General features: G+C 72.2%; 13 protein-coding genes. 5 read left to right on the plus strand and 8 right to left on the minus strand.

Annotation, left to right across the window (positions count from 1 at the left end):
* Positions 1 to 19: 19 nt before the first annotated feature.
* From RKD23_RS08260 to RKD23_RS08275, 4 genes are all read right to left on the minus strand, one after another.
* A complete protein-coding gene (locus tag RKD23_RS08260; RefSeq protein WP_424853067.1) occupies positions 20 to 1,306 on the minus strand; it encodes an aspartate aminotransferase family protein in 1,287 nt (428 codons plus the stop codon).
* Positions 1,303 to 2,145 carry a nitrilase-related carbon-nitrogen hydrolase gene (locus tag RKD23_RS08265; protein WP_424853068.1) on the minus strand — a complete coding sequence of 281 codons (843 nt, stop codon included), beginning with the start codon at positions 2,143 to 2,145 and terminating at the stop codon, positions 1,303 to 1,305. Before RKD23_RS08265 ends, RKD23_RS08260 begins: the two co-directional genes overlap by 4 nt.
* Positions 2,146 to 2,368: 223 nt before the next feature.
* Positions 2,369 to 3,943 carry a hypothetical protein gene (locus RKD23_RS08270; protein ID WP_424853069.1) on the minus strand — a complete coding sequence of 525 codons (1,575 nt, stop codon included), beginning with the start codon at positions 3,941 to 3,943 and terminating at the stop codon, positions 2,369 to 2,371.
* Between the two features lie 142 nt (positions 3,944 to 4,085).
* On the minus strand, positions 4,086 to 4,337 hold the full coding sequence (locus RKD23_RS08275) for a helix-turn-helix domain-containing protein (RefSeq protein ID WP_424853070.1): 252 nt from the start codon (positions 4,335 to 4,337) through the stop codon (positions 4,086 to 4,088).
* Between the two features lie 63 nt (positions 4,338 to 4,400).
* On the opposite strand from RKD23_RS08275, the gene map reads away from it, so the two are divergent.
* Both map and RKD23_RS08285 read left to right on the plus strand, forming a co-directional pair.
* Complete coding sequence (map, locus tag RKD23_RS08280; RefSeq protein WP_424853071.1) at positions 4,401 to 5,168, plus strand: type I methionyl aminopeptidase; 768 nt, start codon at positions 4,401 to 4,403, stop codon at positions 5,166 to 5,168.
* A 174-nt stretch (positions 5,169 to 5,342) separates the two neighbouring features.
* On the plus strand, positions 5,343 to 7,892 hold the full coding sequence (locus RKD23_RS08285; RefSeq protein ID WP_424853072.1) for an ATP-dependent Clp protease ATP-binding subunit: 2,550 nt from the start codon (positions 5,343 to 5,345) through the stop codon (positions 7,890 to 7,892).
* A gap of 34 nt (positions 7,893 to 7,926) precedes the next feature.
* Here the strand turns inward: RKD23_RS08285 and ggt are convergent, their stop codons facing one another.
* Complete coding sequence (gene ggt / locus RKD23_RS08290; protein WP_424853073.1) at positions 7,927 to 9,720, minus strand: gamma-glutamyltransferase; 1,794 nt, start codon at positions 9,718 to 9,720, stop codon at positions 7,927 to 7,929.
* Positions 9,721 to 9,799: 79 nt separating this feature from the next.
* On the opposite strand from ggt, the gene RKD23_RS08295 reads away from it, so the two are divergent.
* Both RKD23_RS08295 and RKD23_RS08300 read left to right on the plus strand, forming a co-directional pair.
* Positions 9,800 to 10,549: a hypothetical protein gene (locus RKD23_RS08295; protein WP_424853074.1), complete on the plus strand. Its 750-nt coding sequence runs from the start codon at positions 9,800 to 9,802 to the stop codon at positions 10,547 to 10,549.
* A gap of 98 nt (positions 10,550 to 10,647) precedes the next feature.
* Complete coding sequence (locus RKD23_RS08300; RefSeq protein WP_424853075.1) at positions 10,648 to 12,267, plus strand: alpha/beta fold hydrolase; 1,620 nt, start codon at positions 10,648 to 10,650, stop codon at positions 12,265 to 12,267.
* Between the two features lie 232 nt (positions 12,268 to 12,499).
* Here the strand turns inward: RKD23_RS08300 and RKD23_RS08305 are convergent, their stop codons facing one another.
* Both RKD23_RS08305 and RKD23_RS08310 read right to left on the minus strand, forming a co-directional pair.
* Positions 12,500 to 13,243, minus strand: a complete 744-nt coding sequence (locus RKD23_RS08305; RefSeq protein ID WP_424853076.1) for an amino acid ABC transporter ATP-binding protein — start codon at positions 13,241 to 13,243, stop codon at positions 12,500 to 12,502.
* A 108-nt stretch (positions 13,244 to 13,351) separates the two neighbouring features.
* Entirely contained in the window at positions 13,352 to 13,759 is a 408-nt protein-coding gene (locus tag RKD23_RS08310; RefSeq protein WP_424853077.1) for a DUF6278 family protein, read from the minus strand.
* A 244-nt stretch (positions 13,760 to 14,003) separates the two neighbouring features.
* Here RKD23_RS08310 and RKD23_RS08315 point away from each other — a divergent pair, with 244 nt between their 5' ends.
* Entirely contained in the window at positions 14,004 to 15,719 is a 1,716-nt protein-coding gene (locus RKD23_RS08315) for an SGNH/GDSL hydrolase family protein (protein WP_424853078.1), read from the plus strand.
* A 10-nt stretch (positions 15,720 to 15,729) separates the two neighbouring features.
* Here the strand turns inward: RKD23_RS08315 and RKD23_RS08320 are convergent, their stop codons facing one another.
* Complete coding sequence (locus RKD23_RS08320; protein ID WP_424853079.1) at positions 15,730 to 16,509, minus strand: exodeoxyribonuclease III; 780 nt, start codon at positions 16,507 to 16,509, stop codon at positions 15,730 to 15,732.
* Positions 16,510 to 16,569: the final 60 nt, after the last annotated feature.

A 16,569-nucleotide genomic window follows, 5' to 3' on the forward strand; every position in this document is an offset into this window, starting at 1 on the left:
GAGATGCTCCCGATGGGGGCTACAGGACGCTTCTCAGCGCCCGTTCGAGGATCGCGGCGCCCTCCTCGGCCTCCGCGACGGTCAGGGAGAGCGGTGGGGCGATCCGCAGCGCGCTGGTGTTGTGGCCGCCGCCCTTGCCGATCAGCAGCCCGCCCTCACGGGCCGCCTCCAGCACGGCCGCCGCGGCCTTGGGGTCGGCCTCGTCGGTGCCGGGCCGCACCAGCTCGACGCCGATCATCAGGCCACGCCCGCGGACCTCCCGTACGGCCGGCAGCTGCGCGGCGACGGCCCTCAGCCGTTCGATGAGCAGTCCGCCGACCCGGCGGGCATTGCCCTGGAGGTCGTGTTCGAGCAGGTAGTTGAGGTTGGCGAGACCGGCCGCCATGGTGATCTGCGTGCCGCCGAAGGTGGAGATGCTGTTGGCGTCCAGGCAGTTCATGATCTCGGAGCGGGCGATGACGCCGCCGATGGACATGCCGTTGCCGATGCCCTTGGCGAAGGTGACGATGTCCGGCGGCCCGGACTGCCCGTGCGCCTGCCAGCCCCAGAAGTGCTCGCCGGTTCGGCCCCAGCCGGTCTGCACCTCGTCCGCGATCCACAGCGTGCCCTGCTCGGCGAGCACCTCGCGGAAGGCGGCGTAGAGGCCGTCGGGCGGGGAGGTGAAGCCGCCGACGCCCTGGATCGGCTCGGCGATCAGCGCGGCGGGCGGGCGGGTGTGACCGAGCAGGTCCTTCAGGTCCTCGACGCAGGCGGCGACGAAGTCGTTGTCGGACAGCTCCGCGTACGGTCCCCGGGTGCGCACGCCGCCGTGGACGTACAGCGTCTGCAGCGGGGACAGCGAGGTCGGCGACCAGCCGCGGTTGCCGGTGATGCCGACCGCGCTGAAGGAACGGCCGTGGTAGCTGTTGCGCATCGCCAGGATCGTGTTGCTGCGCCGGTACGTCGTGGCGAGCAGCAGGGCGGTGTCGTTGGCCTCGGTGCCGGAGGTGGTGAAGAAGACGCGGGCGTCCGGGATGCCGCTCAAGTGGGCGACCCGCTCGGCGAGTTCGACCATCGGCCGGTTGAGGTAGAGCGTGGAGGAGTGGATGATCCGACCCGCCTGCTCGCTGACGGCCTTGGTGACCTCGGGCAGCGCGTGCGCGGTCATGGTGGTGAGGATGCCGCCGAAGAAGTCCAGGTAGCGGTTGCCGCCGGCGTCCCAGACGTAGCGGCCCTCGCCGTGGGTGATCTCCAGCGGGTCGTCGTAGTAGAGGGCGAGCCAGTCCGGGAGCACGGCGCGGTGGCGGCCCAGCAGGTCCTTGGTCACGGCTGCACCAGTCCTTCGTAGGCGTCGGGGCGGCGGTCGCGGTAGAAGGCCCACGTCTTCCGCACTTCCTCGATCTGGCCGAAGTCGAGGTCGCGGACGACGAGTTCCTCCTTGGTGTCGCTGGCGGGCTCGCCGACGAACTGCCCGCGCGGGTCGACGAAGTAGCTCGTGCCGTAGAAGTCGTTGTCGCCGTACTCCTCCACCCCGACCCGGTTGATCGCGGCGACGAAGTACTCGTTCGCGACGGCCGCGGCGGGCTGTTCCAGGCGCCACAGGTAGGAGGACAGTCCACGATGGGTGGCGGAGGGGTTGTAGACCAACTGGGCGCCGTTGAGGCCCAGTTGCCGCCAGCCCTCCGGGAAGTGGCGGTCGTAGCAGATGTAGACGCCGACCTTGCCGACGGCCGTGTCGAAGACGGGCCAGCCCAGGTTGCCGGGCTTGAAGTAGTACTTCTCCCAGAAGCCCTTGACCTGGGGGATGTGGTGCTTGCGGTACTTGCCGAGGTAGGTGCCGTCGGCGTCGATCACGGCCGCGGTGTTGTAGTAGAAGCCGGACTGCTCGATCTCGAACACGGGCACGACGACGACCATGCCCGTCTCGCGCGCGAGGTCCTGCATCCGGCGCACGGTCGGCCCGTCGGGGACCGGCTCGGCCCAGCGGTAGTGCTCGGGTTCCTGGACCTGGCAGAAGTAGGGGCTGTTGAAGACCTCCTGGAAGCCGATGACCTTGGCTCCCTGCCGGGCGGCCTCGCGGGCGTGCTCCTCGTGTTTCGCCACCATGGACTCGGTGTCGCCGGTCCAGGTGGCCTGGACCAGAGCGGCACGGACGACGTTCGCCATGAGCTGCTCCTTCGACGGGACGTCAGCGCCTCTACGCACGTAGAACAGGGCGTAGAGGGATGAACGTATGCCTCCCCGGGGACCTTGCCAAGACCATTGTCGTCAACGCGTGGCGTCGCCCGTGTTTCCCACTCCCGTGGGTGAGTCCCGGGACGGGAGAGCGAGCGGGGCGACGGCTCATGCGCCACAGGAGGCTCAGGCGCTTCAGGCGCCTCAGGCACTCTCAGGCGCTTAATCCCGCGACGCGCAGGGCGTGCAGCAGGTCCCAGTACCGCTCGTCGGACACGCCCTGGGCGGCCTCCAGCAGCAGCGGGACCAGGGTCCGCGGGTCGGCCTGCGCGCTGCGGGCGGCCTCCTCGGGGGTGCGGACCCGGACGTACGCGTCGAGCAGCGCGCGTACGTCCGCCCGCCGGCCCTCCGCCTCCAGCGCGGCCACCGCCTGTCCGATCTCCCCGGCCGGCCGCACCACGCCCTGCCGCAGGATCTGTCGTCCGTCGGCGTCCCGGCCGGCCGCGACCAGCGCGTCCGCCGCGGCGACCAGCCGGTCGGCGGGCAGCGAGGCCGCCTCCCACAGCAGGGTCGCCCAGTCCGCGGCCAGCCCGGCCCGCTCCAGCTCGGCGGCGAGCAGCGGGAACCGGGCGGCGGGCCAGTACGCCGCCTCCGCCAGCACCGCGTGCGCCTCCCCGCTGCGCCCCTCGCCCCGCAGCCGCTCCAGCGCGTCCACGACCGCGGCGACCTCGGCCCGCGCCCCCTCGTCGACCGCCACGTGCGCCCGCGGCGCCTCCTCGGCCGCCCCGGCGAACCGGGCTCCCCTGGGCGTACGACCGCCCCTGCCCGGCGGCGCCGGCACCTCCGGCATCCCGGCGCCCGGCAACGCCACGGGCGCGGCCGCCTCCTCCTCGTCCATCCCGGCGAACCGGGCACCGCCGCGCCGGCGCTTGCGGGGTTTGGGGGCCGGGGTCGGGGCGGGGGCGTGCCGAGCGGTGGGGGCCGGCTCCCCCGGACCCTCGTAAGCCAGAGGGTTCGGCGCCTGCGGGAGGGGGGCACCGCCCTCCAGGCCGGCGCCCACTTCGGCACCACGGAAGGCGTCACCGGGGCCCTCCAAGCCGGGCCCCGCCTCTGCTCCACGGAAGGCATCACCGCGACCCCCCAAGCCGGGCCCCGCCTCGGCTCCACGGAAGGTGCCTCGCGCCTCCAGGCCGGGATCAGCGGCGGCAGGCTCCACGGCCGCGACCTGCGGAGAGACCCGGAACCCCGCCCCCTGTGCGGCAGACGGCAGCGCGTCCGCGTCCAGCCGGTCCAGCTCGGCCATCCGCTGGCCGAGTTCCGTACGGCGCGCCGTCGCGCGGGTGTGGTCGTCGCGGGCCCAGGCGAGGTCGACGCGCAGGGCGTCGGCGGTCTCGCCGGCGGGGGTGGCGGCGAGGGCGTGGTGCAGGGCGGTGAGGCGTTCGGCGGCGTACTTCTGTTCGCGGAGCATGACGTCGAGCCGGTCACGCAGGGCGTCGCGGCCGCCGGGGCGGCGGTCGTAGGCCCGTAGTGCGGCCGCGTGCAGGGAGGCCGCGCGCTGCTTCTCCTCGGCCGCGAAGGCGGGGCCGCACTCGGCGGCGAGATCCTGGAGCAGCGACTCCACCACGTCCCAGGGCGGCACCTCACGGCCGTCGAGGCAGGCCTGCATGCCCTCGGGGTCGCGCTGCCAGAACACCCCGCACCAGCCCGCGCTCTGGTCGAGACGCGCCAGCAGGCCGTCCAGGTAGTTCGCGAACTCCCTTACCCGAACCGGGAGTTGTTCCACTGTCATCGCCACGACCCCCGCAAGACCGGAGTGTTCCGGCTAGGTAGCGAACACCAGCTGTGTTACGCCCCGGCTACAGGGAGTTTTCGACGGAGGCGCAGGAGCCTCAGACGGCACGGCGCACGACGGTGACACCGGACGGGGGGACTCACACGGGCACGAGCGCGCAGCGCACGACCAGCTCGTCCATCGACAGACCCAGCGCACGCGCCAGCGCCGCCACGGTGAAGAACGCCGGGGTCGGCGCCCGCCCGGTCTCGATCTTGCGGAGCGTCTCGGCGGAGATCCCGGCCTGCGCCGCGATCTCCGGCATGCTGCGGTCGCCGCGGGCCGCGCGCAGCAACAGCCCGAGGCGCTCGCCGCGTTCACGTTCTTCGGGGGTCAGTGGGGTGCGCACCATGCGCCCATTCTAATACCGCTCCCCCGCGCCGACCCCCATTCAAATACCGGTATAGTAATTGGCATGGTGGAACTGAAGACGGACTCCTCGATCGACGCGATGCACGCCGCGGGCCAGGTCGTCGCCCGCGCCCTGACGGCCGTACGGGAGGCCGCCGACGTGGGCGTGTCCCTGCTGGAGCTGGACGAGGTGGCGCGTGACGTGTTGCGCGAGGCGGGCGCGACCTCGCCCTTCCTGGGCTATCGGCCCTCCTTCGCGCCGACCCCCTTCCCCTCGGTGATCTGCGCCTCGGTCAACGACGCGATCGTGCACGGCATCCCGACCGCGTACCGGCTGCGCGACGGCGACCTCCTCTCCGTCGACTGCGGCGCGGTGCTGGACGGCTGGGCCGGCGACTCGGCGCTCACCCTCACCGTGGGCACGCCCCGCCCGGCGGACCTGCGGCTGATCGAGACCGCCGAGCGCGCCCTCACGGCCGGCATCGACGCCGCCGTCGTCGGCAACCGCATCGGCGACATCGCGTACGCCATCGGCTCGGTGTGCCGCGCGGCCGGCTACGGCATCCCGGACGGGTTCGGCGGTCACGGCATCGGCCGCCGTATGCACGAGGACCCGGGCGTCCCCAACGAGGGCCGTCCCGGCCGCGGCATGAAGCTGCGCCACGGCATGGCCCTCGCCATCGAGCCGATGCTGATCGCCTCCGGCCGCGACGACTACCACGCCGCCGCCGACGGCTGGACGCTGAAGACGAACGACGGCTCGCGCGCCGCCCACGCCGAACACACCGTCGCGATCACGGACTCGGGGCCTCGGATTCTCACAGCCCGCTGAGCCCGACGGCACGCGCTCCCGTCCAGCCTCTGGAGGTGCCCCGGGTCCCCGTTCGTGCGAAGGTGTTCTACGAACGCGGCCAGGTGTAACCGGCTTCCGGCATGGTTACCCGACTCCGGCACGTCGATCAGCGAGGGCGACCCTGCCCGCGCAGGGACGCCGGATGGGAACGCCATGACCAGCGGTTTCAGCGGCCCGGAGGGCTACGACGCCTTCGGAGAGTTCCTCGCCCGCTTCTTCGGCGGACCCCGCCCCGGTCCCCGGCAGATCAACATCGGACAGCTGCTCAGTCAGCCGGCCCGCGAGCTGGTGCGGGGCGCCGCCCAGTACGCCGCCGAGCACGGCAGCCGCGATCTGGACACCCAGCATCTGCTGCGCGCGGCCCTGTCGGCGGAGCCGACCCGGAGTCTGCTCAGCCGGGCGGGTGCCGACCCCGACGAGCTGGCCTCGGAGATCGACGAGCGCTCAGGCCCGGCCGTGCACCAGGCGGCCGAGGCGCCGCCGCCGACCTCGCTGTCCCTCACCCCGGCCGCCAAGCGGGCGCTCCTCGACGCGCATGAGCTGGCCCGGTCGCGGGGGGCCGGGCACATCGGCCCGGAGCATGTGCTCAGCGCGCTGGCCGCCAACCCCGACTCGGCCGCCGGGCACATCCTCAACGCGGCCCACTTCGCCCCCGGCGCCGTACCGCCCGAGGCCCCCGAGGCCGCGCCGCCGCGCGCGGAGCGGCAGCGCAGCACGGGCACGCCGACGCTCGACAAGTACGGGCGCGATCTGACCGAGCAGGCCCGGCAGGGCCGCATCGACCCGGTCATCGGGCGGGACACCGAGATCGAGCAGACCGTCGAGGTGCTGTCCCGGCGCGGCAAGAACAACCCCGTCCTGATCGGCGACGCGGGGGTCGGCAAGACCGCCATCGTGGAGGGCCTGGCCCAGCGGATCGCGGACGGCGACGTGCCGGACATCCTGATCGGCCGCCGCGTGGTGGCGCTGGACCTGGCGGGTGTGGTGGCCGGCACCCGCTACCGGGGCGACTTCGAGGAGCGGCTGAACTCCATCGTCGAGGAGATCCGCGCCCACTCCGACCGGCTGATCGTCTTCATCGACGAGCTGCACACCGTCGTCGGCGCGGGCGGCGGCGGGGAGGGCGGCTCGATGGACGCGGGCAACATCCTCAAGCCCGCCCTGGCGCGCGGCGAGCTGCACGTGGTGGGGGCCACGACCCTGGAGGAGTTCCGGCGCATCGAGAAGGACGCCGCGCTGGCCCGCCGCTTCCAGCCGATCCTGGTGCCCGAGCCGACCCCCGAGGACGCGCTGGAGATCCTGCGCGGCCTGCGCGACCGCTACGAGGCCCACCACCAGGTCCGCTACACCGACGAGGCGCTGGACGCGGCCGTGGAGCTGTCCGACCGGTATCTCACCGACCGCCGCCTGCCCGACAAGGCGATCGACCTGATCGACCAGGCCGGTGCCCGGGTCCGGCTGCGCGCCCGCACCAAGGGCACGGACGTACGGGCCATGGAGCGCGAGGCCGAGCAGCTGAGCCGGGACAAGGACCAGGCCGTCGCCGACGAGAGTTACGAGGAGGCCATGCGGCTGCGCGACCGGATCGGTGAGCTCAAGCAGCGCATCGCCGAGGTCAGCGGCAGCGAGGCGGCCGACGAGGGCCTGCATCTGGAGGTCACCGCGGAGGCCGTCGCCGAGGTGGTGTCCCGGCAGACCGGCATCCCGGTGAGCCGGCTCACCGAGGAGGAGAAGGACCGCCTCCTCGGTCTGGAGGACCATCTCCACCAGCGGGTCGTCGGACAGGACGAGGCCGTGCGGGTGGTCTCCGACGCGGTGCTGCGCTCCCGGGCGGGCCTGGCGAGTCCGGACCGGCCCATCGGCAGCTTCCTCTTCCTCGGGCCGACCGGCGTCGGCAAGACCGAGCTGGCCAGGGCGCTGGCGGAGGCGCTGTTCGGCAGCGAGGACCGTATGGTGCGCCTGGACATGAGCGAGTACCAGGAGCGGCACACCGTCTCCCGCCTGGTCGGCGCGCCGCCCGGATACGTCGGCCACGAGGAGGCCGGGCAGCTCACCGAGGTCGTCCGCCGTCACCCGTACTCGCTGCTGCTCCTGGACGAGGTGGAGAAGGCGCACCCGGACGTCTTCAACATCCTGCTCCAGGTCCTCGACGACGGCCGGCTCACCGACTCCCAGGGCCGCACGGTCGACTTCACCAACACCGTCATCGTGATGACCAGCAACCTCGGCTCGGATGCGATCATCCGCGGTGGCGGCGGTATCGGCTTCGGGTCCGGAGACGACGGCGAGGCCGCCGAGGAGGCGCGCCGCGAACGCATGCTGCGCCCGCTGCGCGAGCACTTCCGCCCCGAGTTCCTCAACCGCATCGACGAGATCGTGGTCTTCCGGCAGCTGTCGTCGGATCAGTTGCACCAGATCACCAACCTGCTGCTGGAGCAGACCAAGCGGCTGGTGCACGCGCAGGGCGTGGAGATCGGCTTCACCGACGCGGCCGTCGACTGGCTGTCCCGGCAGGGCTTCCAGCCGGAGTACGGCGCCCGCCCGCTGCGCCGCACCATCCAGCGTGAGGTCGACAACCGCCTGTCGCGGCTGCTGCTCGACGGCAAGGTCACCGAGGGCGACCGGGTGACGGTGGACGCGACGGACGGACGCCTGGACTTCCGCACCGAGGCCGGGCCCCAGGAGACACCCGGCCTCGCCTAGGGGGCGGGGCCTCATTCAGGGCGCGGGGCCTCGTTCAGGGCGCGGGCCTGACCACCATCGCCGAGCCGCCGCCCCGCCGTACCGTCTCCGCGGCTGCCAGCCACTTGCCGCCCGGCAGGCGCTGCACGCCGGTCGCCGCGCCGATCTCCGGGTTGAGCCGGAACCCGTGCCCGATCGCCTCCAGCTCCGCCCGCAACGGGCTGTCGTACAGGCCGGGTTCGAGCTCGGTGGTGGTCTGGTTGCGCTGGCTGGCGCGCGGCGCGGCGATCGCGTCGACGAGCGGCAGACCGCGGTCGAGGAACCCGGTCAGGGTCTGCAGCACGGTGGTGATGATGGTGGCGCCGCCGGGCGAACCGACCGCCACGACGGGCTGGTCGTGCCGGTCGAGCACGATGGTCGGGGACATCGAGGAGCGCGGGCGTTTGCCGGGGCCCGGCAGGTTCGGGTCGTGCACGGCCGGGTTGGCGGGCGCGAAGGAGAAGTCGGTGAGCTCGTTGTTGAGGATGAAGCCACGGCCCGGCACCGTGATGCCGCTGCCACCGGTCTGCTCGATGGTGAGGGTGTACGAGACGACGTTGCCCCACTTGTCGGCCACCGTGAGGTGGGTGGTGCTGTCGCCCTCGTAGGTGGTCGGGGCCGCCGTGCCGCTCGCGTCGCAGGGCGCCGGGTCACGCGGGTCGCCCGGCGCGAGCGGGCTGGTGAGCACGGCGTCGTCCTTGATCAGGCACGCCCGCGAGTCGGCGTACCGCTGGGAGAGCAGTTCCTTCGCCGGTACGTCCTCGAAGGCCGGGTCGCCGACCCAGCGCCCGCGGTCGGCGAAGGCGATCCGGCCGGCCTCGATGTAGCGGTGCAGATACCGCGCCTGGCTCGCCCGCGAAAGGTCGCTGTTCTCCAGGATGTTGAGGGCCTCGCCGACGGTGGTGCCGCCCGAGGAGGAGGGGGCCATGGAGTAGACGCCTAGGCCGCGGTACGACGTCCTGGTCGGCGCCTGGTGTTTGGCGCGGTACGCCCTCAGGTCCTCGGCGGTCAGGTCGCCCGGGCGGGCGTTCCAGCCCGAAGCCGGGTCCACGGGCGGGTGGTTGACGGTGTCGACGATGTCCCGGGCGAGGGCGCCCCGGTACAACGTGCCCTTGCGGCCGAGTTCGGCGTAGGTGCGGGCCAGGTCGGGATTCTTGAACGTGGAGCCCACGACGGGGAGTTGGCCGCCCGGCAGGAACAGCTCGGCCGTGTCCGGGAAGTAGCGGAAGCGGGTCTCGTTGGCGGCGGTCTGCGCGCGGAAGGTGGCGTCGACGGTGAAGCCGTCCCGCGCGAGCCGCTCGGCGGGCTTCAGCAGCGGGGCGAGCGGCCTGCTGCCCCACCGCCGCAGCGCCTGCTGCCAGGTGGCCGGGGTGCCCGGGACACCGACCGAGAGCCCGCTGCTGACGGCCTCGGCGAAGGGCAGGGGCTTGCCGTTCTCCAGGAACAGGTCCGGCCCGGCGCTCAGCGGCGCGGTCTCACGGCCGTCGATGGTGTGCACGGTGCGGGACTTGGCGTCGTAGTAGACGAAGTAGCCGCCTCCGCCGATCCCGGCGGAGTAGGGCTCGGTCACCCCGAGCGCGGCGGCGGTGGCGACGGCCGCGTCGACGGCGTTGCCGCCCATGCGGAGCACCTCGATTCCGGCGGCCGAGGCGTCCGCGTCGACGCTGGCGACGGCGCCGCCGTATCCGACGGCGACGGGCACCTTCTCGGCCGCGGGGTTCTTCGCGGCGGGTGGGGCGGCCGCTCCCACCGACACGACGGCGGCCGAGACCGCAAGGACCGTCAGTTTCCGTACGACAGGGCGACGCATCCGCACCTCCAGTCGGAGAGACCGTCCGGGCAGCCTATGCCAACACCATGGCCATGTCAGTCACGTACGATGCGCGCCCATGAATGACGACGTGCGCAACATCGTTCTCGGGGTGGTGGCGGCCGGTATCAGTGCCGCGCTGGGCTGGTTGTCCCGCACCTACCTGTGGCGGCGCAAGCTGCGCCGCAAGCAGCGGTTCCTGGGGTTGCCGGAGAACGCGGACTCACTGCTCGTCGTCAACCGCGATCCGGCCGCGTCCGAACCGGCCGTCCACCGCTTCGACGTGTTCGCCCTGGTGGAGCTCGCCGCGCTGATCAAGGACTGCGGGGCGCATGTGCAGATCGTCACGCAGGACATGGCGCCGCCGGGCTTCGGCGAGCGGACGGAGTTCTGTGTGGGAGGGCCGGGCTCCAACCGCCGTATGACCGCGCACATGGCGGCCATGCTGCCGGGTGTGCGGGTCAACGTGGATCCGGAGCCCGGGCCGGACCGCGGCGCCTTCCAGATAGGCGCCGAGCGCTACCGCCTGGAGACGGGTCGCACCGAGTACGTGCTGCTGGCCCGGCTGACGGACGAGCAGAACCCCGCGGCGCGGCCGGTGTTCCTCTTCTGCGGCCAGCGCGCCATCACCAACCAGGCCGCGACCCGCTATCTCGCCCGCCACCACGAGCGTCTGTCCCGCAAGTACGGCACGGGTTCCTTCGTGCTGCTGCTGAAGGTGGTCAACTCGCACGCGTACGGCCCGGATGTGGTCGAGCTGGTCGCGGATGTGACGCGGGCGGCGCAGGCGCCGCTGCCGGCGGCCCGCACCTCTCACCGGGCCTCCTGAGATTGTTACTCGTACGTAACTTACCGACGGGTTACCACCGGTAATCGGCCGAGGTTACCGTCGGGTCACTTTGCACTGACACGAGTGAGGAGTGACCCATGGATCAAAGGGGCGCGAAGCGCCTTCGAACAGGGTGGCGGTGGGAGACGGGCGGGCCCCACCGCAAGGCACTGCGTACGTCCACCGTGGGCGCCGTCTCGGCGGCCCTGCTCGCGGCCGGCGCCCTCGGCCTCGCCCCCGCCTCGCAGGCCGCCCCGAACCCGGTCCGGTTCGTCGACATCTCCGGCGACGGCGGAACCGTCCTGAAGGCGAACGTCGTCACGCCCACGGGCGCCGACGGCAGCCGCCGCTACCCGCTCGTCGTGCTGCCCACCAGCTGGGGCCTGCCCCAGATCGAGTACCTGGCCCCCGCTCAGAAACTCGCCGACTCCGGCTATGTGGTCGTCACCTACAACGTACGCGGCTTCTGGCAGTCGGGCGGTGAGATAGAAGTCGCCGGGCCACCGGACGTGGCCGACGCCTCCCGGGTCATCGACTGGGCGCTCGCCAACACCCCCGCGGACCCCGCCCACATCGGCATGGCGGGCGTCTCCTACGGCGCCGGGATCAGCCTGCTTACGGCCGCGCACGACCCGCGGGTGAAGGCGGTCGCCGCCCTCAGCGGCTGGGCCGACCTGATCGACTCCATCTACGGCGGCCGCACCCAGCATCTGCAGGCCGCCGCCCTGCTCGACGGCGCGGGCACGCTCACCGGCCGCCCCGGCCCGGAACTCCGGCAGATCTTCAAGGACTTCTACGCCTCGAATCTGGAACGCGAGCCCGACATGATCGCCTGGGGCAAGAAGCGCTCCCCCGAGACCTACGTCGACCGGATCAACGCCAACGGCACGGCCGTGATGCTCGCCAACGCCTGGGGCGACAGCATCTTCCCGCCCGGCCAGTACGCCGACTTCTACGAGAAGCTGACGGGCCCCAAGCGGCTCCAGCTGCGCCCCGGCGACCACGCCACCGCCGAGCTGACGGGCCTGTTCGGGCTGCCCAACGACGTGTGGACCGACACCGGCCGCTGGTTCGACCACCACCTCAAGGGCGCCGACAACGGCGTCGAGCGCGAGGCGCCGGTGCGGCTGAAGTCCCGTACGGGCGGGGCCTACGAGGGCTACCCGGACTGGAAGTCGGTGGCGGCGACCGACCGGAAGATCGCCCTCGCGGGCACCGAGACCATCCACACCAACGTGGACTCGGGCGCGAACGGCGGCACTGTCTTCCTGTCCAGCATCCTCGACCAGGTCGCCCAGCTCCCGCCGGTGGCGTCGATCCCGCTGCTCCCCCGCCGCTGGGCCGCCGTATGGCAGTCGGAGCGGTATCCGACGGCCCAGCACATCCGCGGCACGGCCCGGCTGCACACGACGCTGACGGCGACCAAGGAGAGCGGAACCCTCGTCGCGTACCTGTACGACGTGGGCCCGCTCGGCCTCGGCAAGCTGGTCGGCCACGCGCCGTACACCTTCCACGGGCGCACCCCCGGGAAGCCGTTCGGCGTCGACCTGGAGGTGTTCTCCACGGCCTACGACGTCCCGGCAGGGCACCGACTGGCCCTGGTCGTCGACACGGTCGACCCGCTCTACATCGAGCACAACCCGTCCGGCGCGCAGCTGACCTTCTCCTCGCCGGCGAACGACCCGTCATATCTGACGGTCCCGCTGCGCGAGCAGTGATCTCCGGCTGCCGCCGGCCGGGTCTGGCTCTTGTGACTGCTGCCCCCTACGGTCGAGGGGCCGTGGGGGGTTCCCCACCCGGCAGCAGCGTCCCTGGTCCGGAGACGACCGTGACCACCGGCTCCGCAGGCACGAAGGTCAAATCGTAGTCGAGGTCCGGAACGGGGCGTCGCCCGGTGGGGTGCATCCCGGGCCCGGCGACGCCGGTGGGTGTGGTAGGAGGCGTCCGGTCTCAGTGCTTGAGGATCTTGGACAGGAAGTCCTTGGCGCGGTCGCTGTGCGGGTTGTCGAAGAACTGGTCCGGGCTGCGGTCCTCCACGATCCGGCCGTCGGCCATGAACACCACGCGGTTGGCGGCGGAGCGGGCGAAGCCCATCTCGTGGGTGACGACGACCATCGTCATGCCTTCCTGGGCCAGTTGCCGCATGACCTCCAGGACCTCGTTGATCATCTCCGGGTCCAGCGCGGAGGTGGGCTCGTCGAACAGCAGGGCCTTGGGGTCCATGGCGAGGGCGCGGGCGATGGCCACGCGCTGCTGCTGGCCGCCGGAGAGCTGGGCGGGGTACTTGTCGGCCTGGTTGGCGACGCCGACGCGCTCCAGCAGTTCGCGTGAACGCCGGTCGGCGTCTTCCTTCTTGCGCTTTCTGACCTTGATCTGGCCGAGCGAGACGTTCTGCAGGACCGTCTTGTGCGCGAACAGGTTGAAGGACTGGAAGACCATGCCGACGTCGGCGCGCAGCGCCGCGAGCGCCTTGCCCTCGGCGGGCAGGGGCTTGCCGTCCAGGAGGATGGTGCCGGTTTCGACCGGCTCCAGTCTGTTGATCGCTCTGCACAGCGTGGACTTGCCCGACCCGGACGGGCCGATGACCACCACCACCTCCCCCTTGCCGACAGCGAGGTCGATGTCCTGAAGGACATGCAGGTCACCGAAGTGCTTGTTCACTTGACGCAGTTCGATCAACGGATCGACAGCCATTCCCAGCCCCACTCACTCTCAGCCGTGCCGTGGCTGCCGCAACCTATCCACCGGGGAAAGGGGTTGACGAACGACACGCACTTTTCGGGCATTAGCCGTATAACCGTCTCAGGCCTCCGCGACTTCGGCGTAGACCTGCGACAGCTCCGGCACACCGCTCGACGCCCACTCCTGCCCCGCCGTCACCACATCGACCTCACGGCCGGAAGCCAGCCGGACCACCGGCTGCCCGTCCGGCCACAGGGCCCAGGCGGCGCCGGGCACCGTCCGGACGATCACCGTGCCCAGATACAGACCGGCGTCGTTGCCGAGCCACGGCAGGGTCTCCTCGTCGTCCCGCCAGCGCGGCACGACCTGGTCCAGCGCCTCCAACGAGGCCTCGGTGTCGTCGAGTCGCACCCCCGCCTCGGCCGCCTGCGAGCGCAGCAGCTCGCACTCGGACAGCAGCGCGGCGATCCCTTTCGGATCGGGCGCGCCGTGTTTCTTCTGCCGGTGGCCGAGGAACGGGATGTTCATACGCCCAGCCTGGCACCGACACCGGCTTGCGCACCACAGGCGCGCGGGGCACCTCTTGCGGGTGAAGTTCCACGGCTGCCGTCCCTTGGGATTGACGGTCACTCACCGTCTCCCTAGCTTCACTTTGCGCCGCTAACGTCGCAGTGCGCCGCTCCTCAGCACAGCGGCCGGTTCGCCTCACCCACACCGGGAGGATCGGTTGATACGCCAGGGATGCCGGATCTTCTCAGCTGCCGTCCTGATCGTGATCGCCACCGCGCTGTCACCGACCGCGCCACAGGCCACCGCCGGGCAGCTCGCACGGCCGCTCGAGCGACTGTTCGACAACACCGCCGTCAGCGACGACTCCCAGCCCGACTCGGCCGACTTCGACGGCTGGGGCGCCTCGCTGTCGGCCCAGGACCTCGCCGCGGCGGGCTGGACACCGGGCCGCACGATCACCGTGCAGGGCGCCCGGCTGACCCTGCCGCGCCGCACGCCGGGCGAACCCGACAACGTACGGGCCACCGGGGAGTCGGTGCGCGTCACCGGGCGCGGGGACGCGCTGGCCTTCCTGGTCGCGGGCACGGGCCCGGACGCGAGCGGCACCGGCCGGGTCGACTACGCGGACGGCATGAGCTCCGCGTACCGGCTCACCGCACCCGACTGGCGCACCGGCCCGCTCGCCACCAAGGCCGTCGCCCTGCCGCACGTCAACACGCCCGACGGGCAACTCGCCGAGAAGGCACGGCTGTACGTCGTGACGGTGCCGATCGCCGCGGACCGCACGGTCTCGTCGGTACGGCTGCCGCGGGCAGCCGGTCTGCATGTCTTCGCGCTGTCCGTGCGGCCCGTGGCGAAGGGCTGGACCGGCACCTGGGCGGCCGCGACCTCCGGTCATCCGGCCGTGGGGCCGTGGACCGACCGCACACTGCGCCTGGTGGTGCACACCTCGGCGGGCGGACCGCGGCTGAGGCTGCGCTTCGACAACACCTTCGCCTCGACGCCGGTCGGGATCTCGTCCGCGACGGTGGCCGTGCAGGCGCGGGGCGCCGCGGCCGTGGACACGCCGGTGCCGGTGACCTTCCGGGGCGCGGCGGGCACCTCGATCGCCGCCGGCGCCCAGACGTACAGCGACCCCCTCTACTTCCCCCTGCCCGCGGACAGCAATCTGCTCGTCAGCTTCCGGCTGACCGGCACCGTCAGCGCGCTGCCCGTGCACCGGTTCGCCAACCAGCGGTCGTACGTGAGCCGGCCCGGCGACCATACGACCGACCCCTCCGCGGCGGCGTACACCGGGGGGATCAGCTACTGGCCGCTGCTGGCCGGCGTGGACGTGGGCGGCGGGCCGGGGTCCGTGGTGCTGCTCGGCGACTCGATCACCGACGGCAGCCGTTCCACCGTGGACGCCAACCGGCGCTGGCCCGACCTGCTCTCCGACCGGCTCCATGCGCAGGACGCCGTCCCCCGCTACGGGATGGTCAACCAGGGGATCTCGTCCAACCGTGTCGTCTCCGACGGCTACCCCGGCGACGGGACCTCGGCGGTCCAGACCGGGGTCAGCGCCCTCAACCGCCTCGACCGGGACGTGTTCGCGCAGACCTCGGCGCGGACGGTCGTCGTCTTCGAGGGGGTCAACGACCTGAGGTTCGGCGCCGACGCCGAGCAGGTCGCCGCCGGCCTGCGCGAGATCGCCGAACGCGCCCGCGCGCGGGGGCTCAGGGTCCTGGCGGCCACGATCCTGCCCTGCGGGGGCAACATCCTGTGCACACCGGCCGTCGAGGCCGAGCGGGCCGAGCTGAACGCGTGGCTGCGCAGCGGTGGCGACGGATTCGACGCCCTGTTCGACTTCGACGCCGCCCTGCGCGACCCCGCGGACCCCACCCGGATGCTGCCCGCCTACGACGGCGGGGACCATCTGCACCCCAACGACGCGGGCATGGCCGCCATGGCGCGGGCGGTGGACCTGGAGGCGCTCTGAGACCGGTGTCCTACACGTCCAGGTCCACGACCACCGGCGCGTGGTCCGAGGCGCCCTTGCCCTTGCGCTCCTCGCGGTCGACGTAGGCGTCGGTGACGGCCTTGGCGAAGGGGTCGTTGCCGTAGACCAGGTCGATGCGCATGCCGCGGTTCTTGGGGAAGCAGAGCTGGCGGTAGTCCCAGTACGTGAAGGGGTGCTCGTACTTCAGGGGGCGGGGCACCACGTCGTTCAGGCCCGCCTCGCGCAGGGAGGCCAGGGCGGCGCGCTCGGCCGGGGTGACGTGGGTGGCGCCCTCGAAGGCGGCCGGGTCGAAGACGTCGTCGTCCGTCGGCGCCACGTTGTAGTCGCCGAGGATCGCGAAGGGGCGGCTGCCGCCCGCGTCCCCGGCGACGGCGGCCTTGAGGGCCTCGAACCACTGGAGCTTGTACGCGTAGTGCGGGTGCTCCACCTCGCGGCCGTTCGGCACGTACACCGACCAGACGCGGACCGGGCCGCAGGTCGCCGAGATGGCCCGCGGCTCGACCAGGCCGTCGAAGCCGGGGTCTCCGGGCAGGCCCTTGACCACGTCCTCGATGCCTACGCGGGAGAGCACCGCCACGCCGTTCCACCTGCCGGTGGCGTGGACCGCCGACTCGTAGCCCAGCTCGCGCAGCTGCTCCGACGGGAACTGCTCCTCGGAGACCTTGGCCTCCTGAAGGCACAGCACGTCGGTGCCGCTGCTCTCCAGCCAGGCCAGGAGCCTGGGCAGGCGGGCGGTGATCGAGTTCACGTTCCAGGTCGCGATACGCATGCCTCACAACCTACCCGGAGGGTCTGACAACGCCCCTCTCAGCTCTCAGACGCCCTTCTC

Origin of the sequence: Streptomyces sp. SAI-170, assembly GCF_049739565.1 — a bacterium.
Classification (GTDB): Bacteria; Actinomycetota; Actinomycetes; order Streptomycetales; family Streptomycetaceae; genus Streptomyces.